At 70.9% G+C, this 19,118-nt stretch carries 17 protein-coding genes, 1 rRNA gene, 1 pseudogene and 1 riboswitch; of the genes and pseudogenes, 4 read left to right on the forward strand and 15 right to left on the reverse strand.

Annotated elements, in window-relative coordinates; translation table 11 throughout:
• Window positions 1-148: 148 nt before the first annotated feature.
• Window positions 149-976, forward strand: a complete 828-nt coding sequence (locus ACWDAS_RS39245) for a PhzF family phenazine biosynthesis protein (protein WP_450400515.1) — start codon at window positions 149-151, stop codon at window positions 974-976.
• A gap of 33 nt (window positions 977-1,009) precedes the next feature.
• Here ACWDAS_RS39245 and ACWDAS_RS39250 read toward each other — a convergent pair whose 3' ends face one another.
• Window positions 1,010-1,831, reverse strand: a complete 822-nt coding sequence (locus ACWDAS_RS39250; RefSeq protein WP_450400517.1) for a CPBP family intramembrane glutamic endopeptidase — start codon at window positions 1,829-1,831, stop codon at window positions 1,010-1,012.
• A 73-nt stretch (window positions 1,832-1,904) separates the two neighbouring features.
• Window positions 1,905-3,401 (reverse strand): glutamate--cysteine ligase, encoded by a 1,497-nt coding sequence (locus ACWDAS_RS39255; RefSeq protein WP_450400519.1) that lies wholly within the window; start codon window positions 3,399-3,401, stop codon window positions 1,905-1,907.
• Between the two features lie 558 nt (window positions 3,402-3,959).
• Between ACWDAS_RS39255 and ACWDAS_RS39260 the strand changes: the two genes are divergently transcribed.
• On the forward strand, window positions 3,960-4,550 hold the full coding sequence (locus ACWDAS_RS39260) for a hypothetical protein (protein WP_450400520.1): 591 nt from the start codon (window positions 3,960-3,962) through the stop codon (window positions 4,548-4,550).
• A 249-nt stretch (window positions 4,551-4,799) separates the two neighbouring features.
• On the forward strand, window positions 4,800-5,006 hold the full coding sequence (locus tag ACWDAS_RS39265) for a DUF5999 family protein (protein WP_326578093.1): 207 nt from the start codon (window positions 4,800-4,802) through the stop codon (window positions 5,004-5,006).
• Between the two features lie 69 nt (window positions 5,007-5,075).
• On the opposite strand, the gene gcvP is transcribed toward ACWDAS_RS39265, so the two are convergent.
• Complete coding sequence (gcvP, locus tag ACWDAS_RS39270) at window positions 5,076-7,970, reverse strand: aminomethyl-transferring glycine dehydrogenase (protein ID WP_450400522.1); 2,895 nt, start codon at window positions 7,968-7,970, stop codon at window positions 5,076-5,078.
• Window positions 7,971-8,126: 156 nt separating this feature from the next.
• Window positions 8,127-8,231: riboswitch (glycine riboswitch) on the reverse strand.
• Between the two features lie 101 nt (window positions 8,232-8,332).
• Here gcvP and ACWDAS_RS39275 point away from each other — a divergent pair.
• Complete coding sequence (locus tag ACWDAS_RS39275) at window positions 8,333-8,713, forward strand: PRC-barrel domain-containing protein (protein ID WP_018558702.1); 381 nt, start codon at window positions 8,333-8,335, stop codon at window positions 8,711-8,713.
• On the opposite strand, the gene ACWDAS_RS39280 is transcribed toward ACWDAS_RS39275, so the two are convergent.
• From ACWDAS_RS39280 to rrf, 12 genes and pseudogenes are all read right to left on the reverse strand, one after another.
• Window positions 8,626-10,101: a DNA polymerase IV gene (locus ACWDAS_RS39280; RefSeq protein WP_450400524.1), complete on the reverse strand. Its 1,476-nt coding sequence runs from the start codon at window positions 10,099-10,101 to the stop codon at window positions 8,626-8,628. The two genes, ACWDAS_RS39275 and ACWDAS_RS39280, sit on opposite strands and share 88 nt — an antisense overlap.
• A gap of 69 nt (window positions 10,102-10,170) precedes the next feature.
• Window positions 10,171-10,794, reverse strand: coding sequence for a MerR family transcriptional regulator (locus tag ACWDAS_RS39285; RefSeq protein ID WP_450400525.1), 624 nt, complete (start codon window positions 10,792-10,794; stop codon window positions 10,171-10,173).
• A gap of 192 nt (window positions 10,795-10,986) precedes the next feature.
• Entirely contained in the window at window positions 10,987-11,460 is a 474-nt protein-coding gene (locus tag ACWDAS_RS39290; RefSeq protein WP_018558705.1) for a bifunctional nuclease family protein, read from the reverse strand.
• 88 nt (window positions 11,461-11,548) lie between these two features.
• The gene (gene ftsR, locus ACWDAS_RS39295) at window positions 11,549-12,295 is read right to left on the reverse strand and encodes a transcriptional regulator FtsR (protein WP_450400527.1); all 747 of its coding nucleotides are present in this window, start codon (window positions 12,293-12,295) and stop codon (window positions 11,549-11,551) included.
• Window positions 12,296-12,314: 19 nt separating this feature from the next.
• Window positions 12,315-12,761 carry an FHA domain-containing protein gene (locus tag ACWDAS_RS39300; RefSeq protein WP_450400537.1) on the reverse strand — a complete coding sequence of 149 codons (447 nt, stop codon included), beginning with the start codon at window positions 12,759-12,761 and terminating at the stop codon, window positions 12,315-12,317.
• A gap of 15 nt (window positions 12,762-12,776) precedes the next feature.
• Window positions 12,777-13,094: pseudogene (locus ACWDAS_RS39305) on the reverse strand (zinc ribbon domain-containing protein); the annotation flags it as partial.
• Window positions 13,095-13,247: 153 nt separating this feature from the next.
• Window positions 13,248-14,180 carry a DUF881 domain-containing protein gene (locus ACWDAS_RS39310; protein ID WP_450400539.1) on the reverse strand — a complete coding sequence of 311 codons (933 nt, stop codon included), beginning with the start codon at window positions 14,178-14,180 and terminating at the stop codon, window positions 13,248-13,250.
• Window positions 14,181-14,301: 121 nt separating this feature from the next.
• A complete protein-coding gene (locus ACWDAS_RS39315; RefSeq protein ID WP_003984969.1) occupies window positions 14,302-14,634 on the reverse strand; it encodes a small basic family protein in 333 nt (110 codons plus the stop codon).
• Window positions 14,631-15,572, reverse strand: a complete 942-nt coding sequence (locus tag ACWDAS_RS39320) for a DUF881 domain-containing protein (RefSeq protein ID WP_450400530.1) — start codon at window positions 15,570-15,572, stop codon at window positions 14,631-14,633. The genes ACWDAS_RS39315 and ACWDAS_RS39320 overlap by 4 nt, the downstream gene beginning before the upstream one ends.
• Before the next feature lie 94 nt (window positions 15,573-15,666).
• A complete protein-coding gene (locus ACWDAS_RS39325) occupies window positions 15,667-18,162 on the reverse strand; it encodes a sugar phosphate nucleotidyltransferase (RefSeq protein ID WP_450400532.1) in 2,496 nt (831 codons plus the stop codon).
• Between the two features lie 141 nt (window positions 18,163-18,303).
• Entirely contained in the window at window positions 18,304-18,912 is a 609-nt protein-coding gene (locus tag ACWDAS_RS39330; protein WP_450400533.1) for a CDP-alcohol phosphatidyltransferase family protein, read from the reverse strand.
• A gap of 115 nt (window positions 18,913-19,027) precedes the next feature.
• Window positions 19,028-19,118: ribosomal RNA gene (gene rrf / locus ACWDAS_RS39335) — 5S ribosomal RNA — on the reverse strand; the annotation flags it as partial.

Consider the following 19,118-nt stretch of genomic DNA (forward strand, 5'->3'; position numbering starts at 1 on the left):
ACCGTCCCCGCACCGCGTGCTCCTCGCCAAGGGGGCTGCGCCCGACGCCACCTGACGTACGGTCCGGTGTGCGTCGCCGCGGGCGCCGGTCCACTAACGCTCGATTGGCCCTGGCCGGTCCCGTTCCCTCCTCCGTAGGCTCGCCGACATGCGGATTCGAATCGTCGACGCCTTCACCGACCGCCCCTTCGCCGGCAACCCCGCGGGCGTGCTCCTGCTGGACGCGGACACCTTCCCCGAGGACGGCTGGCTCCAGCGGGTGGCCGCGGAGGTCAACCTGTCCGAGACCGCCTTCGCCCACCCCACGCCCGACGCCCAGGACGCGGACTGGGCCCTGCGCTGGTTCACCCCGAAGGCCGAGGTGAACATGTGCGGGCACGCGACCCTGGCCACCGCCCACATCCTGCACAGCACGGGCGCCGCCCACGGCGCGGTGCGGTTCAGTGCCCGCTGCGGCATCCTCACCACGACGGCCACCGATGACGGCACCATCACCATGGACTTCCCGACCGCCCCGCTGACCTCGATCGTCGTCGCGGACGAGATCGCGTCCGCGATCGGCGCCGAGGTGCTGTCGGTGCACGAGACCGGCGACGACGTGGGCGATCTGCTGGTCGAAGTCGCCGACGAGAAGACCGTGCGGGCCCTCGCCCCCGATTTCGCCGCCGTCGCCGCGCTGCCCTCGAAGCGCGGTCTGATCGTGACCGCCGTTGCCGAGTCCCCGGCGACGACCGGCTACGACTTCGTCTCACGGGGCTTCTTCCCCGGCGTCGGCATCGACGAGGACCCGGTGACCGGCAGCGCCCACACCGCCCTGGCGCCGTTCTGGTCGCAGCGCCTGGGCCGCGACGAGCTGATCGGGCTGCAGGCCTCGGCCCGTTCGGGACTGGTCCGCACGGCGCTGCGCCGCGACCGCGTGCTGCTCAGCGGCCGCGCCGTGACCGTGATCGACGGTGAGCTGCACGCCCACCCGTAGCGCTCGCCGGCGCCCCTGCCCGCGGCGCCCGGGTCACGCGGTCGGCAGCCAGCCGACCTTCCCCGCCAGCAGGGCGTATCCCACGAAGGCCACGATGTCGATCAGCGCGTGTGCCGCCACCAGCGGCCCCACCCGGCCCCACCGCCGGTAGAGCAGGACGAAGACGACGCCCATCGCCATGTTGCCGACGAGCCCGCCGACGCCCTGGTAGAGGTGGTACGAGCCGCGCAGCACGCTGCTCGCGACCAGCGCGCTGATCGGCGTCCAGCCCAACTGGCCCAGTCTGCGCAGCAGGTAGCCGACGACGATGACTTCCTCGAGCACGGCGTTCTGGATCGCGGAGGCGATCAGCACGGGGATCTTCCACCACACGTCGGGCAGGGACTCCGGTACGACGGTGAGATTGAACCCGGAAGCGCGTGCGCCCAGGTAGAAGAGCAGTCCGGTGCCGCCGATCGCCGCGGCCACGACGGCACCGCGCAGCAGATCGATCCGCGGGCGGCGCAGGTCGAAGCCGATCACCGGCATGCCGGTGCCCTCGCGGGCCAGCAGGTGGGCGACGAGCGCCACCGGGACGAGCGCGCTGGCGATGCCGAACAGCTGCCAGGCCAGGTCGAGCCACGGCCGTCCGGGCGCCTGGGAGCCGACGAGGGTGGCCGCCTGGTCCTTGAGTCCGCCGGGTTTGGTCAGCGACCCGATGAAGCTGATCAGCGCGGCGAGCCCGCTCGCTCCGAGCGACAGCGCCAGCACCAGGAGGGTCTCGCTGCGCAGCGCGCGCGGAGCAAGCCTCTCCGCCACCCCGGACCCGCCGGCCTCCACCGAATTCCTGTCCACAGATGCCTCCACCCGCGCCATCCTGCCTCATCGGGCCGGTGGCGCGAGCGGGGGCTTGCCCCGTGCCCCGCGGGCGTGCGCGGGCGGGGCGGGCTCAGCGTTCCAGCGGCCACTCGTGCACGGGGGCGCCGCTGTGCATCAGCTCGCAGTAGCGCAGGGTCATCGCGGCCAGTGCCCGCTGCCGGTCCAGTCCGCGGTCCAGCTCCTGGTGGAAGGCGACGGCCTGCCACTCGGCGCCGTTCATGCGGTTGCGGCAGCGGCCCTCGATGATGCCGAGGTAGTGGTCCCGGTCCACCGGGTCGATTCCCCAGGCGTCCAGTCCCGCCGACGCCAGCGGCAGCAGTTCGTCCAGGACGAGCTCGACGGCCCCGATCTCGACGACGCCGTTGCCGCGCCCGGGCCGGGGCCAGTTGAACACCGCGTCGATGCCGTACCGGCAGGCGGCGTCGAAGTTCGCCGCTGCGGCGGCGAACGGCAGCCGGCTCCAGACGGGGCGTGACGCCTCGGCGAGCGAGCGTACGAGCCCGTAGTAGAAGGCGGTGTTGGCCAGGACGTCGGCGACGGTGGGTCCGGCGGGCATGACCCGGTTCTCCACCCGCAGGTGGGGCACGCCGTCGACGACCGCGTAGACGGGACGGTTCCAGCGGTAGATCGTGCCGTTGTGCAGCGTGAGTTCCTTCAACTGCGGCACCCCGCCCTCGTCGAGGACGTGCAGCGGATCCTCGTCCTCGCAGATGGGCAGCAGAGAGGGAAAGTAGCGCACGTTCTCGGCGAAGAGGTCGTACGCGGAGTCGATCCAGCGCTCGCCGAACCAGGTCAGGGGACGCACGCCCTGGGCGCGGTGCTCCTCGGGGCGGGTGTCCGTGGCCTGCTGGAAGAGGGTGGGGCGGGTCTCCCGCCACAGTTCCCGGCCGAACAGGAAGGGCGAGTTGGCGCCGAGCGCGACCTGCGGGCCGGCCACCACCTGCGCGGCGTTCCACACGGCGGCGAAGCGGGCGGGGGTGACCTGGAGGTGCATCTGCATCGAGGTGCACGCGGCCTCGGGGGCGATCGAACCGGAGACGCAGGTCAGCCGCTCCACGCCGGATATGTCGAGGGTGATGTCCTCACCGCGGGCCGCGAGTATGCGGTCGTTGAGCAGCATGTAGCGGTCCACCCGGGAAAGGTTCGCACCGACCAGATCCTGCGCACCGAGGGTGGGGAGGATTCCGACCATCACGATGCGGGCGCCCACCTCGCGGGCCTTTCCCTCGGCATATCCCAGGCCCATGCGCAACTCTTCGGCGAGCCGGTCCAGGACCCGGCCGGAAAGCCGGTGCGGTGCGATGTTCACTTCAATGTTGAACTGTGCGAGCTCCGTCTGGAAATCACGGCTCGCGATGCGCTCGAGCACCTCCTCGTTCATCATGCGCGGCAGCCCGTCGCGGTCCGTGAGATTCAGTTCGATCTCCAGCCCCATGAGATTGCGGGGACGGTCGAATCGCTTCTCCTCCAGCAGTCGCTCCAACCCCAGCAGACACTGCTTCAGCTTCCGGCGGTACCGCTGGCGGTCGGACAGGTCGAACCCCGTGGCCGCGACCTTTTCCCCCATCGGAGGTCCTTCCTCGAGTGAGACGTGATCACATCATGCCCAGCCTCGAGATCGATAAGGCTCCCCCGGGGGCGCCGGGAGCCGCTAAGCTGGCCGCGAGCACCGTCTTGCGGCACATTCCGCGGGCATGGACTGAATTCACATGCCGACGGCGGACGTCTCGTGAAAAACACCGACGAGATTCAGCCATCCGCAGTAACACGGAAAGCGCAGTTCACCGCGTGCGCGACGGTGCAATCGGGGAGCCATTACCTGCTCAGGGTGACCTGGAACCGCCTTGCCCGTAATATCACTGACGGCTAGATGAAACACTGCGCGAACACTCCTCGTATATCCTTCGTTCACAGGCAGAGCCTCCGCGACCCGCCGCGCGCCCGCGACGCACCGGCCACGGGAAGGGATCCGCATGCCCCCGCTGATTCCGCACGCCGCCGCCTCCACGCGCCCCACGGTTCCGTGCTGTCCCGGCCTGCCGCCGTTTCATCTGCTCCATCGCTGACAGTGCTGTCCGCACCCCGCCGAGCACCCCCCGTGTCTCCCCATGAGAGGCCGCCCACCATGCCGCTGCAGGTAGCCCCAGCCCCCGCTCCCGCCCTGCGGAGCGTTCTCGCCGCCCTGAGCTCTCCCACCGCCGTCCGCGAGGCCCGCACCCCCTCGCTGCGCAACGCCTCCGGGCCGCTCGTCGCCGAGCACCCGCTCCCCCTGCACGTCCTCGACCCTGTGATCACCGAACCGGGTGGGCTGCCCCGGGCGCGGCTGACCGGCTGGCGCTTCCACATCCGCACGGGCGAGAAGGTGGCAGCCGCGGGCGAGACCGTGGACACCCCGGACGGCTGGGCGTTCTCGCACTTCTGCGAGGGCCCGTACCTGGCCTCGACCGAGCGCGCGCTGCGCCAGGCAGACGCGCTCACCACCCCCTACCAGCCGCATCTGCTCTCGGTACCGGGGCTGTACATGCTGACACTCTGGCTCCACGGGGACGTCGCGGCGGATGCGGGCACCGCCCAGCCGGCCCCCTCGGATCTGCTGATCCCGCTCGCCCCGGCCCCGCCGGGGATCGCCGCGCACCGCATGCACCGGCTCTCCGACCTGGTGCCGGTGCTGACCCTGCGGCTGGCTCCGCCACCGCTGCTCGGCACCACCGCCTGAGGCTCCCGGCTGGGGCGACCTGCACACGCCTCCGTGACCGTCCGGTCACGGAGGCGTTGCATTGTCCGGGCAACCGCCCGCCAGAGTGAATGCGTCCCCAACTAACGAGGACAGCTCACGCGAAATCCCTGCGGAAATCCCCCAGTAGAGCAACACTGGGACCGACCGACTGAACGGGGGAGCGGCATGACCGAGGTTCCTACCCAAGGCAGCCGTACTTCACACCACTCGCAGCGAAAGACTTCGTCCATGTGCCCGCACCAGCCGCAGTGTCCGTCCGCCGGCAGCCCCGACCGCGAGGCCGCCCACATCATGGCCAGCCACCCCGAGCAGGGCTGGAGCCTGCTGTGCAACGGCGTCCTGCTCTTCGAGGACACCGGTGAGCTCCTCCCCGACGGGCAGATCATCGCCCCGCACCGCCCGCTCGGCAGCGAGCACATCGTCACCGCGGCCTGACCGGGCCGGGAACGACAAAGGGCCGACCCCGCTGGCGCAGCGGGGCCGACCCTTGAGCGTCAACCGCCCTTACACGTCGTACTCGTCCAGCGGCGGGCAGGAGCAGACCAGGTTGCGGTCGCCGAAGGCGCCGTCGATTCGGCGGACCGGCGGCCAGTACTTGTCCGCGGCCGACACACCGGACGGGAAGACCGCCTCCTCACGGGAGTACGGGTGCTCCCAGGCCCCGCCCAGCGCGCCGGCCGTGTGCGGGGCGTTGCGCAGCGGGTTGTCCTCCTTGGGCCACTCCCCCGAACCGACCCGCTCGATCTCCCCGCGGATCGCGATCATCGTGTCGCAGAAGCGGTCCAGCTCCGCGAGGTTCTCGCTCTCCGTCGGCTCGATCATCAGCGTCCCGGCCACCGGGAACGACATCGTCGGCGCGTGGAAGCCGTAGTCGATCAGGCGCTTGGCGACGTCGTCGACCGTCACGCCGGTCTCCTTCGTCAGCGGGCGCAGGTCGATGATGCACTCGTGCGCGACGAGCCCGCCGGGACCGGTGTAGAGCACCGGGTAGTGCGGCTCCAGCCGCTTGGCGACGTAGTTCGCGCCGAGCACCGCGACCTGGGTGGCGCGCTTGAGGCCCTCGCCGCCCATGAGCCGGACGTACGCCCACGAGATCGGCAGGATGCCCGCCGAGCCCCACGGCGCGGCCGAGATCGGTCCGACGCCCGTCTCCGGGCCCGCGGACGGCTGGAGCGGGTGTTTGGGCAGGTACGGGGCGAGGTGGGCGCGGACCGCGACCGGGCCGACGCCGGGGCCGCCGCCGCCGTGCGGGATGCAGAAGGTCTTGTGCAGGTTCAGGTGCGAGACGTCGCCGCCGAAGTGGCCGGGCTTCGCCAGACCCACCAGGGCGTTGAGGTTCGCGCCGTCCACGTAGACCTGACCACCCGCGTCGTGCACCGCGCCGCAGATGTCGCCGATGTGCTCCTCGAAGACGCCGTGCGTGGAGGGGTAGGTGACCATGAGCACGGCGAGCTCGTCGCGGTGCTGCTCGATCTTGGCGCGCAGGTCGTCGACGTCGACCTCGCCGTCGCCGGCCGTCTTGACGACGACCACCTTCATGCCGGCCATCACGGCGCTGGCGGCGTTGGTGCCGTGCGCGGAGGACGGGATAAGGCAGACCGTGCGCTGCGTGTCGCCGTTGGCGCGGTGGTACGCGCGGACGGCGAGCAGGCCCGCCAGCTCGCCCTGGGATCCGGCGTTCGGCTGCAGGCTCACCTTGTCGTAGCCGGTGACCTCGGCGAGGCGCTCCTCCAGCTCACGGATGAGGGTGAGGTAGCCCTCGGCCTGCTCGGCGGGCGCGAACGGGTGCAGCGCGCCGAACTCGGGCCAGGTGACCGGCTCCATCTCGGTGGTCGCGTTCAGCTTCATCGTGCAGGAGCCGAGCGGGATCATGCCGCGGTCCAGCGCGTAGTCGCGGTCGGCGAGGCGGCGCAGGTAGCGCAGCATCGCTGTCTCGGAGCGGTGCTGGTGGAAGACCGGGTGGGTCAGGTAGTCCACGCCGCGCGTCAGGTCGGCGGGCAGCGCGTCCTCGGTGGCGGCGTCCAGGGCCTCGATCCCTTCGGCGTCGACGCTGACTCCGAAGGCGCCCCAGACGGCGGCCAGGTCGGCGCGGCCGGTGGTCTCGTCGCAGGCGACGCCGACCAGGTCGGCGTCGACCTGGCGCAGGTTGACCCCGGCCTCGCGGGCGGCGGCCACGACCTCGGCGGCCCGGCCGGGCACACGGGCGGTCAGGGTGTCGAAGAAGGCGTCGGTGGTCACCTCGACACCGCCCGCGCGCAGGCCCGCGGCGAGGATCGCGGCGTAGCGGTGGGTGCGGCGGGCGATCTGCGCCAGGCCGTCCGGGCCGTGGTAGACCGCGTACATGCCGGCCATGACAGCCAGCAGCACCTGGGCGGTGCAGATGTTGCTGGTGGCCTTCTCGCGGCGGATGTGCTGCTCACGGGTCTGCAGGGCCAGGCGGTAGGCCTTGTCGCCGTCGGCGTCGACGGAGACGCCGACCAGGCGCCCGGGCAGGCTGCGGGCGTGGGCGTCACGGACGGCCATGTAGCCGGCGTGCGGGCCGCCGAAGCCCATAGGCACGCCGAAGCGCTGGGTGGTGCCGACCGCGATGTCGGCGCCGAGCTCGCCGGGCGAGGTGAGCACGGTCAGGGCCAGCAGGTCGGCGGCGACGGTGACGATCGCGCCGAGTCCGCGGGCCTGCTCGACGACCGGCTTGAGGTCGCGGACGGCGCCGGAGGCGCCCGGGTACTGCAGCAGCACACCGAAGACCCCGCGCTCGGCGATCTCCGCCGGGATGCCGTCGCTCAGGTCGGCTACGACGACCTCGACGCCGGTGGGCTCGGCGCGCGTCTCGATCACGGCCACGGTCTGCGGGAAGGTGTCGGCGTCGATCAGGAAGACGCCCTCCTTGACCTTGCCGACCCGGCGGGACAGGGCCATGGCCTCGGCGGCCGCCGTGCCCTCGTCGAGCAGCGAGGCGCCGGAGGTCGGCAGCCCGGTCAGGTCGGCGACGACCGTCTGGAAGTTCAGCAGGGCCTCCAGGCGGCCTTGGGAGATCTCCGGCTGGTAGGGCGTGTACGCCGTGTACCAGGCGGGGTTCTCCATGACGTTGCGCAGGATGACCGGCGGGGTGAAGGTGCCGTAGTAGCCGAGGCCGATCATGGGCCGCAGCACCTGGTTGCGGTCGGCGAGGGAGCGCAGCTCGGCCAGCACCTCGGGCTCGGTGCGGGCGTCGGGCAGGCCCAGGGCCTCGGCGCTCTTGATGGTGTCCGGTACGGCTGCGGCGGTGAGCTCGTCCAGCGAACCGTAGCCGACCTGTGCGAGCATCTTGGCCTGCGCCGCGGCGTCGGGCCCGATGTGGCGCTGCTCGAAGGGGATGCCGCGCTCCAGCTCGGAGAGTGGGATGCGGTTGGCGGTCATCTGCGGAGGCCTCCTGGTCTGACGCGACACGGCCTCCCCCTCTGTCATCTGAACCTGAGAGCTTCACCGCCCCGCACGCGTCGGGACGGCTTTCACCGTCGGTGAGGAAGCGGCCGCGCACGGTTGCGTGCCGCCCTTCCTGCTTTCCAGAGTGACCTCACCCATGCGGTACGGATGCCTGAGAGATTCCGGGGAGGGTTTGCTCCTTCGGCGCCCGACGGGCGGTTCCCCGCACCGTCAGGACTCTCCCGCAAGGGGTCAGCAGCCGCTGTCAGCGTACCAGCGCGGTCCGGAGAGGGGTCATGTGACAGCCGCCACCTTTCGTGCCTAAATAGGATTAATCGCGACCAGTTGGAGGGACCGTGCAGACCGGTATCGATCCGCGCAGCCTGATCGGGCGCAGGGCCTTCGACCGCAACGGGATGAAGATCGGCACCGTCGACGAGGTGTACCTCGACGACGCCACCGGCGAGCCCGAATGGGCCGCGGTGCGCACCGGTCTGTTCAGCCGCGACGCGTTCGTGCCGCTGGAACCGAGCGAGTTCACCGGGGAAGAGCTGCGCGTGCCGTTCGACAAGGCACTGATCAAGGACGCCCCGGACTTCGGTGTGGGCCGCCATCTCTCCCCCGAGCAGGAACTGCAGCTCTACCACCACTACGGCATGAGCGGGCCGTCGCTGTCCGGTCCGGTGCCGGAGCCGCCGCCGGACCGCGACTTCGGCACACTGGCGGGCGACAGCTGACGCGGCGGCCCCTGCGGCCCCGAGGGCACCAGCGGGAGCGGCTCGGACGGCTCCAGGTCCGCGTCGGTCACCGCGAAGGTGCGCACCCGCCCGGGCAAGGCGGAGCCCGGTTCCTCGAAGCGGACGGTGACGCGGCCGACCCCGCTCCCCTGAACCCACCCCGCGCCGTGCTCGGCGTGGCGCACGTCCTGCCCCGCCACCCAGCGCCGCTCGGCCCCCGCGGGCACCGGCGCCGCCCCAGCGGGCACCGGCGCCGCCCCGGCGGCCTGCTCCGCCCCCTCCTCGGCCCGGCCGGCCTCCTCGTCGGCCGCGCTCTCCTCCCGTTCCGCCGCCTGGGCGAACAGATCCTCCTGCGTGAAGTCGGCGAGCCCGGCGACACCGACTCCCAGCAGGCGTACGCCGCCGGTGATGTCGACGGCCTCCAGCAGGCGCGCCGCGGTCTCGCGGACCACCGCGAGGTCGTCGGTGGGGGCGCGCAGGGTCTCGGAGCGGGTGAGCGTGGTGAAGTCGTAGCGGCGCACCTTGAGCACGATCGTGCGGCCCGAGCGGCCCGCGGAGCGCAGCCTGCGCACGCAGCGGTCGGCCAGTCGGTCCACCTCCAGGCGGACCCGCACGCGGTCGGTGAGGTCGACGTCGAAGGTGTCCTCGACCGAGACCGACTTGCTCTCGCGGTCGGCGACCACGGGCCGCTCGTCGATCCCCAGGGCCATCCCGTGCACATGAGTGCCGTGCGCCTTGCCGAGCAGCCGCACCAGCTCGGCCTCCCCCGCCTCCACGACCTCGCCGACGGTCGCGATGCCCGCCCGCCGCAGATGCTCGGCCGTGGCCGGGCCCACGCCGGGCAGCGTGCGCACCTGCATGGGCGCCAGGAGCTCGCGCTCGGTGCCCGGTTCGACGACCACCAGGCCGTCGGGCTTGGCCTGCTCGGAGGCGATCTTGGCGAGCAGCTTGGAGCCGGCTAGACCGACCGAACCGGTGAGCCCGGTCGCCGCCCGGATGTCCGCCCGCAGCCGCTCCCCCACCAGGCGGGGGTCCTCCTCGACGCCACCGGCCTCCAGGTCCACGAAGGCCTCGTCCAGGCTGAGCGGCTCCACCAGTGGCGACAGCCGGGAGAGCAGCTCCATGACGACGTCGCTGATCTGCCGGTAGACCGCGAAGCGCGGCACGAGATACGCGGCATTGGGGCACAGCCGGCGCGCGTGGGCCATCGGCATCGCCGAGTGCACACCGTGGACCCGGGCCTCGTACGACGCGGTCGCCACCACGCCCCGCGGCCCGAGACCGCCCACGACGACCGGCTTCCCCCGCAGACTCGGCTTCGCGGCCTGCTCGACGGCAGCGAAGAACGCGTCCATGTCCAGGTGGAGGATGGTCGGCGCGCTTCTCACAGTCACCGATGGTGCCCCACGGGTCCGACATCCGCCGTACGCCTGTACGGCGGACGGGTGGGGAGTCGTTCAGCCGGCCCGGTTGCGGCGCCGCGCCAGCTCGTCGCCCGGGTTGTGGCCGACCACGGTCTCCCCGGTGTCGACCCGCTCGGAGTGCAGCTGCGACAGGGCGCTCTCGACGTCCCGCCACACCACGCCGACGGCGATCCCGAAGATGCCCTGCCCGCCCTGGAGCAGGTCGACGACCTCGTCGGGCGAGGTGCACTCGTACACCGTCGCGCCGTCGCTCATCAGCGTCATCCGGGTGAGTTCGGCGGGCGCGCTGGACCGCAGGTGCTGCACGGCGGTGCGGATGTTCTGCAGGGAGACACCCGTGTCCAGGAGCCGCTTGACGATCTTGAGGACGACGACGTCCCGGAAGCTGTACAGGCGCTGCGTCCCCGAGCCGTACGCGGGCCGGATGCTGGGCTCGACGAGCCCCGTCCGCGCCCAGTAGTCCAGCTGGCGGTAGGTGATTCCGGTCGCCGCGCAGGCGGTCGGCCCGCGGTAGCCGACGCGTTCGCCGGTCTCCTCCGGTCGCTGCCCAGAGGTGTCGCCCGAACCCCCGCCGGGGGGCGTTGCGGCGTTGCGGGCCAAGGCCCCGCGCATCGGATACGGGCCGCCAAAGGCCGTACCGTCGCCGGTGCTTCTCACGCCGACCTCCCGTCCCTTCGCACCCCTCCAGGCACGCGCACGTGCCATCGGGACTTTCCTTCTCGACGGTAGGCAGTCACTCCGGGTGCGTCAACGATCGCCACGCTCGGCACGCCGAGTGATATCAACCCCTGGAGTGGTTTCCCGTGTCCACCCAGGGGGTACGGCTGGACGAATGGTCCCCGCGGGGCCTTACTGACTGCTCGTACCGAAGTCCTCGGGCGAGATCTGGTCGAGGAACTCGCGGAACTTCTCGACCTCGTCCTCCTGCTCGTCGGGAATGGCGATGCCTGCGTCGTCCAGCACACCGTCGCTCCCGTAAATGGGAGTTCCGGTCCGCAGCGCGAGCGCTATGGCATCCGAGGGACGGGCGCTCACCTCCACGCCACTGGCGAACACCAGCTCGGCGTAGAAGACGCCGTCACGCAGGTCGGTGATCCGGACCTCGGTCAGCGTCTGGCCGACGGCCTCGAGCACGTCCTTGAACAGATCATGGGTCAGCGGCCGCGCGGGCGTCATGCCCTGCTGCGCGAAAGCGATGGCGGTGGCCTCCCCCGGCCCGATCCAGATGGGCAGGTAGCGGTCGCCTCCCACTTCCCGCAGGAGCACAATCGGCTGGTTGGAGGGCATTTCGACCCGGACACCCACGACGTCGAGCTCGTTCACACAGCAACCCTAGGCCGTGCCCGGCAGGTTTGGGTAGTCGGGACGTGCCCGGCCGGTCACCGACCGGGCGTGTCCTGGTCATGCCGGCTCAGAAGAGCCGCACCCTGAGCGCGGCCTGCAGCAGCGCCGCGTGCAGCCGCACCGACAGCGCCGCCAGCTCGCGCGCGGTGGTCTCGGCGTGCGTCCTGGTCTGCGGATTGCGGTGCCTGCGCAGCGGCGCGATCACCTGCTCCACCAGACCGGCCTCGCGGTCGGCGGCCGCCTTCACCGCCCGCAGATGGCGCGGTTCGAGCCCGAAGCGGCCCAGGTCGGCGACGATTTTGGCGATGTTCACCGTTTCGGCGTCATAGTCACCGTCAGGACCGGGCTCCACCAGCCCGTACGCCTCCCACTGCGCCAGTTCGCCCACCTCGGCGCCGGTGGCGGCCAGCAGTTCGTCCTTGCCGATCCGCAGCGGGGCGGGCGGCTCGTGCTCCACCGCGCCGACCTCGATCAGCTCCCGGGACTCCCCGGACGACGAGACGGGCAGCGGGAGCGGTTCGCCGCGGTCGAGGGCGTCGAGATGCTCGCGGATCACTTTCAGCGGAAGATAGTGATCGCGCTGCATGCGCAGCACGTGCCCCAGCCGTTCGACGTCCCGGACGGTGAACTTCCGGTACCCCGACGGGGTGCGCTGCGGTTCCACCAGCCCCTCCGCCTCGAGGAAGCGGATCTTGGAGATGGTGACCTCGGGAAACTCCTCACGCAACTCGTTGAGCACCGCCCCGATGCTCAGCAGCCGGTCGTCCGTGGTGGCGGTGCCGTTGCCGGCACCGCCCGACGGTGTACGAAGCATGAACCTTCCCTCGCGGGGGTCAGGCGCCCCACTGGCTCGCGTAGAAGACCAGTCGGTACTTGCCGATCTGCACCTCGTCGCCACTGGACAGGGTCACCGAGTCGATCCGCTCCCGGTTGACGTACGTGCCGTTGAGGCTGCCGACGTCGGAGACCGTGAAGGTGCCGTCCTGAGCGCGCCGGAACTCCACGTGACGCCGCGAGACGGTGACGTCGTCGAGGAAGATGTCGCTCTCCGGGTGGCGGCCGGCCGTCGTCAGCTCACCGTCCAGCAGGAAGCGGCTCCCCGAGTTGGGACCACGGCGCACCACCAGCAGCGCGGAACCCGGGGGCAGCGCGTCGACCGCGGCCTGCGCCTCAGGGGACAGCGCCGGCAGCGTGGTCTGACCCGTCGCCTCGGCCTCGTAGGCCTCGATCCCGGAGATCGAGATCGTCGACGTGGTCTCGGAGGCACGCTCGGACGGCACTCCGGCACGCAGCGGCGCGCCACAGTTGGAGCAGAAGCGGCTCGCTTCCGCGTTCTGGAACCCGCACCGCGGACAGACCGGCAAGGACCCTCCACCTGTGTTAGAGGCTGATGGTTGCTGGAAACCTATGCGCCCCGCAGCCGCAGGGTCAACAGAAACCGCGCCATGACCGCCCGAAATGTCACCACCCGGAGCAGCGGTCCCGTCACGGAACAGCGGGCGCTCCTCGCCCGGTCCCTCTCCTTGGCCATGCCGCGGTGCCCGGTGACGCGCCGTGGGGCTGTCACCGGCCTGACGCGTACTCTTGCCGAACCACTTACCGAACAACTTCACGGGCGATTCCCCTTGAACGACACAGACCCGCCCGTGGGGCAGGACGAACCCTCAGTCACGACCAACACACAGTTTCTCTCACGCACCACCCCAACGGTGCGGCGACCCCCCGCATTCTCCCGCCCTCCCCCGCGAACCCCACTCGCACCCGCATCACCGGGATGACGACTGAGCGTAGTCAGGCTGCTCCGACGGCCGCAAGGCGTCCACGACGATCTTCTGCGATCGCGTCACATCCGCTGTGGCCTGCTCCTTCTCCAAAGTCTGTACCACGCCGCCGGGAATGTTCAGGGCGGGTTCAAGATCCTGTGGATTACCGATGACCTTGAAGCGGTACGGTTGGCTCACCTTCTGCCCGTCGATCTCCACACCGCTCGAGCCCTGCGTGAAGTACGTGTCGGCCACGACGCGCACGTCGTTGATCTGGATCGCCTCCGCGCCCGCGGCACGCAGCTCCTGGAGCGCGTCGAGCAGCATGTCGGCCTCGACCGCTCCGTGGGAGTCGGTGATCGTCAGCGTGATCCCGGGGCCCTCGACGGCGACCGTGCCGGCCAGCACACCGAGCTGCTCGACCTTCTGCTCGGTCTGCTTGCGGGCCTCCTCGGCCTGGTCCGAGCTGTTCTCCAGCTCCGTGCGCTGCTCCTCCAGCCGCCGCTTCTCGTCGTCGAGGCGCTGCGAGCGGTTGTCCAGCTCGTCCAGGATCCGCACCAGGTCCTCCTGTCGCGCGCCGCGCAGCGCACTGGTGTCGCTGGTCGAGCGGACCTGGATCGCCAGGCCGAGCCCGAGCACGAACAGCAGCAGGGCGACGATCAGCTGGGCACGGGAGAGCCGCGGCGGCCAGAGCCCGGCCCTGAGCCGTGCCCGGCCGGTGCCGGCGGGCGCCGCCCCCCGCGCCTCGGCCGCGGGCTGCCGCGGCGGCTCCTCGGCGAGCGGGGACGGCTCCGCCGCCGCGGGCTCGGCCGGGGGGACCGGTCCGGGAGGGGCGGGAAGCTCCGGCCGCACGGTGGGCCGCGCCGGACCGGCGGGTTCCGCGGGCGCCCCCGGTTCCGCGGGCCCGGCCGGCCGGGAGGGCCCGGCGGGCGGCATGGGCTCAGCACGCTCCACCGGCTTGCCCGGCTTGCCCGGCTCGGCCGGCTCGCCCGGAGTGCCGGGGCTCGGCGGCTCCGGCTTGTCCGGTGTCTGGTCGTTCTCGTCGTTCATGGTGCTGTCACGCCCGGAAGACATGGCGGCGGATCGCCGCGGCGTTGGAGAAGATGCGGATGCCGAGGACGACGACCACACCCGTGGAGAGCTGCGCCCCCACCCCCAGCTTGTCGCCCAGGAAGACGATCAGCGCGGCCACGACGACGTTGGACAGGAAGGAGACCACGAAGACCTTGTCGTCGAAGATCCCGTCGAGCATCGCCCGCAGACCGCCGAAGACGGCGTCGAGCGCGGCGACCACGGCGATCGGGAGGTAGGGCTCGACCACCGTCGGCACGACGGGGCGGACCACGAGGCCCACCACCACTCCAACGATCAGGCCCAGTACGGCGATCAATTCGTACCCTTCCCATTTCCGGATGCGCTCGACGACGGCCCGGCCGACGGGACCGGCGTCGCGGAGCGGATTATCAGACTCGGAGCCGCGGGCAGATCGAGCTTCTCCTTCTCGGAGACGCGCGCGCGGATCCCGTAGTTCTCCTGCAGGACGTGCAGATACTGTCCGTCCGCGCTGTCCTGGAAGGATGTGCTCAGCTTCTGCGGGTCCCCGATCGCCAGGATCGTGTAGGGCGGTACCAGCGGCCGGTTGTCGACCAGTATGGCGTCCCCCGCGGCACGGATGGCCGACAACGAGGTCAGCCGCTGCCCGTTGACGGAGATGGCCTCCGCCCCCGACGCCCACAGTCCGTTCACGATGCGCTGCATGTCCCGGTCGCGCACACGGCCGGTGTCCGAGAAGTCGCTGGTCGTACGGGGGTCGCTGCCGCCGCCCGACGACGCCTCCTTGGCGTCGTTGACCTCCACCTCGATCCCGGGCCCGGTGACCGGGGTCGCCCCGGCGAGGAGCGCCACGCGCTCCGCCTCGCCGCCCTGGTTCTTGAGGGCCTGGCGCTGCTTGGTCGCCACGTCGTCGCGGAGCCCGTCCACGCTCTTCTGCAGGTCGTCCGCGGCGCGGGTCTCGGACTGGATGCGGTCGATGAGCTTCTGCCGCTCCTTGGCCAGCGTGGGGGCCGCGACCTGCGTCTGCGCGGCGCCTATGGTGACCAGGACGGCGGCGAGGACCAGACCCAGCGCGAGCACCAGCTTGCCCCGCAGCGTGCCGGGCAGACGCGACCTGCCGGTGGCGCCCCGGCGGGCCGCCGCCTCGGCGTATCCGTCGTCGAGGCTGTGCTCCATGACGTTGGTCAGCAGCGACATCGAGGCGTCCGGGCGCCGGGTCAGGGCCCTCCCAGGGGCGCTGCTCCGATCGGGGTGCTGCTGCGGCATGCCGCACATCGTCGCATGTCCGTGCCACCGACCTCGAACGGGCCCCTCCCGACGCGCCGTTAGGCGCGTCGGGAGGGGCCCGTGAGCCGTTCCCGGGGTGGGATCAGCGACCGGCGCTGTCCACGATCGCCGACCATTCGTCGAGCAGCGCCTGCGCGGAGACGTCGTCCGGGCCCTCCGCCCACAGATGCGTGACCGCCTCGGCCGGGTCGGGCAGCACCATCACCCAGCGGCCGTCGGCCTCGACCACGCGCACGCCGTCCGTGGTGTCGATGAAGCGGTCCCCCGCCTCCTCGACCACGCGGCGCATGACCATGCCCTTGACCGCCCACGGCGTCGCCAGGTCCCGCTTGAGGACGTGGGCACGCGGGATGCGGGCGTCGATCTGGCTCAGGGTGAGCTGCGTACGGGCCACCAGGCCGATCAGCCGCACGAAGGCCGCGGCGCCGTCGAAGACGCTGCTGAACTCCGGGATGATGATGCCGCCCTTGCCGTCGCCGCCGAAGATGGTGGACTCCTGGCGGCCGACCCGGGTCAGGTCGTCGGGCGAGGTCGTCGTCCACTCCACCTGCGTGCCGTGGTACGCCGCGACCTGCTCGGCGATGCGGGTCGTCGTCACCGGGAGCGCCACCCGGCCGCTGCGGCGCTCGGCGGCGACCAGGTCGAGCATGACCAGCAGCGCCCGGTCGTCCTCGATGATCTTTCCGCGCTCGTCAACCAGCGACAGCCGCTCCCCGACCGGGTCGAAGCGCACGCCGAACGCCGCCCGCGAGGACGCCACGATCTCCCCGAGCCGCACCAGGCCCGCGCGCCGGCCGTCGGCCGTCTCCGTGGGCCTGGCCTCGTTGAGGCCGGGGTTGATCGTCAGCGAGTCCACCCCGAGCCGCCCGAGGAGGCTGGGCAGGACCAGGCCGGCGCTGCCGTTCGCCGCGTCGACCACGACCTTCAGCCCGGCCTCGGCGATGCCGGAGGTGTCCACGGCCCGCAGCAGCGCGCCGGTGTAGGAGTCGAAGACGCTCGCCGGGAAGTTCAGGTCGCCGATCTCGCCCGGGAACGCACGCCGGTACTCCTGGCGCGCGAAGACGCGGTCCAGCTTGCGCTGGCCCGCGGCCGACAGGTCCGCGCCGCGTTCGTCGAAGAACATGATGTCGACCGAGTCGGGGATGCCGGGACTCGTGCGGATCATGATGCCGCCGGCGCTGCCGCGCGCCGTCTGCTGCCGCGCCACGGGCATCGGCACGTTCTCCAGGTCGCGCACGTCGATCGCGCTGGCTTGCAGCGCCGAGATCACCGCCCGCTTCAGCGCACGGGCACCACGCGAGTGGTCACGCGCGGTGGTGACGGTCGCACCCTTCTTGAGCGTCGTCGCGTACGCGCCCGCGAGGCGCACGGCGAGCTCCGGGGTGATCTCCACGTTGAGGATGCCCGAGACACCCCGCGCGCCGAAGAGGTTCGCCTGGCCCCGGGACTCCCAGATGACCGACGTGTTCACGAACGCGCCGGCCTCGATGGTCTTGAACGGATAGACCCGGACGTTGCCGGCGATGATCGACTCCTCGCCGATCAGGCACTCGTCGCCGATGACCGCGCCGTCGTCGATCCGCGCGGCCCGCATGACATCGGTGTTCTTGCCGATGACGCAGCCGCGCAGATTGGTCTGCGGCCCGATGTAGACGTTGTCGTGGACGACGGCCTTGTGCAGGAAGGCGCCGGACTTCACGACGACGTTGGAGCCGACCACCGAGTGCTCGCGCACCTCGGCCCCGGCCTCGATCTTGGCGTAGTCACCGATGAAGAGGGGACCGCGAAGCGTCGCGTCCGGGTGGACCTCGGCGCCCTCCGCGACCCAGACCCCCGGCGAGATCTCGAAGCCCTCCATGTCGACGTCGACCTTGCCCTCGAGGACGTCGGCCTGCGCCTTGATGTAGCTCTCGTGGGTGCCGACGTCCTCCCAGTAGCCCTCGGCGATGTAGCCGTAGATGGGCTTGCCTTCCTTCATCAGCTGCGGGAAGACGTCACCGGACCAGTCGACGGAGACATCCGGTTCGACGTAGTCGAAGACCTCGGGCTCCATCACGTAGATGCCCGTGTTCACGGTGTCCGAGAAGACCTGGCCCCAGGTCGGCTTCTCGAGGAAGCGCTCGACCCTGCCCTCCTCGTCGACGATCGTGATGCCGAACTCCAGGGGATTGGGCACCCGGGCCAGGCAGACCGTGACCAGCGCGCCCTTCTCCCGGTGGAAGTTGATCAGCTCGGTCAGGTCGAAGTCGGTCAGGGCGTCACCGGAGATCACCAGGAACGAATCGTCCTTGAGTGCGTCCTCCGCGTTCTTGACGCTGCCGGCGGTGCCGAGTGGCTTCTCCTCGTTCGCGTAGGTGAGCTCCATGCCGAGTTCCTCGCCGTCGCCGAAGTAGTTCTTGACGAGCGAGGCGAGGAACTGCACGGTCACCACGGTCTCGGTCAGACCGTGCCGCTTGAGCAGCTTGAGCACGTGCTGCATGATCGGCTGATTCACGACCGGCAGCAGCGGCTTGGGCATGCTCGAGGTCATCGGGCGAAGGCGCGTGCCCTCGCCGCCGGCCATCACGACGGCCTTCATGTCGGAAGCGTCCTCCTCAAAGAGACGACTGTCTTGCCGACGTCACCCGTGCTCTCTCGTACGCGGACCCTCGCGGTCCCCCGGACCGCCGGTCACGCGCGGGGCACCCGGCCGGATGTCTCTCCTGCCGGGCACGCGGGCTCAATCGGCCGTGGCGTCCGCCCTGACGAGTCGGCGGACCTGGACCACGTAGAGGATCCCTGCCCACCAATACAGCGTTGTACCCCATCCGGCGAACGCCCATCCGAAAATAGCAGCGAGCGTGTTCAGCCACCCGTCGCCGTCGCTCAGCAGTAGCAACGGGAAGGCGTACATCAGGTTGAAGGTGGCGGCCTTGCCCATGAAGTTGACCTGCGGCGGACCCCAGCCGTGCCGGCGCATGACCAGGATCATCACGCCCATGACGGCGTCCCGGGCCACCAGGATGGCGGTCAGCCACCAGGGTAGGATCCCGCGCCACGTGAGGCCGATGAGCGTGGAGACGATGTACAGCCGGTCCGCGGCCGGATCCAGCACCCTGCCGAGGCTGCTGATCTGGTTCCAGCGGCGCGCGAGCTTGCCGTCGAGGTAGTCGCTGACGCCGCTCAGCGCGAGCACCAGCAGCGCCCAGCCGTCGACCTTCGGCCCGCCGAACTCCGGCCACAGAATGAGCCACAGGAACACCGGCACGCCCAACAGCCGTGCCATGCTCAGGATGTTGGGGATCGTGAAGACGCGATCCGTCTGCACCCTTGTCTCCTGGACCTCCACCGGGGGCCCCTCCTGTTGAACGTACGCTCCGATGATTCCACCCGACCTTACCTCAGGGCATAAAAAAGCCCGTCGCCGGGCCTCTGATGAGGCTCCGGCGACGGGCTGAAGAATTGTTCGGCGGCGTCCTACTCTCCCACAGGGTCCCCCCTGCAGTACCATCGGCGCTGAAAGGCTTAGCTTCCGGGTTCGAAATGTAACCGGGC

Source organism: Streptomyces sp. NPDC001070 (genome assembly GCF_053598835.1).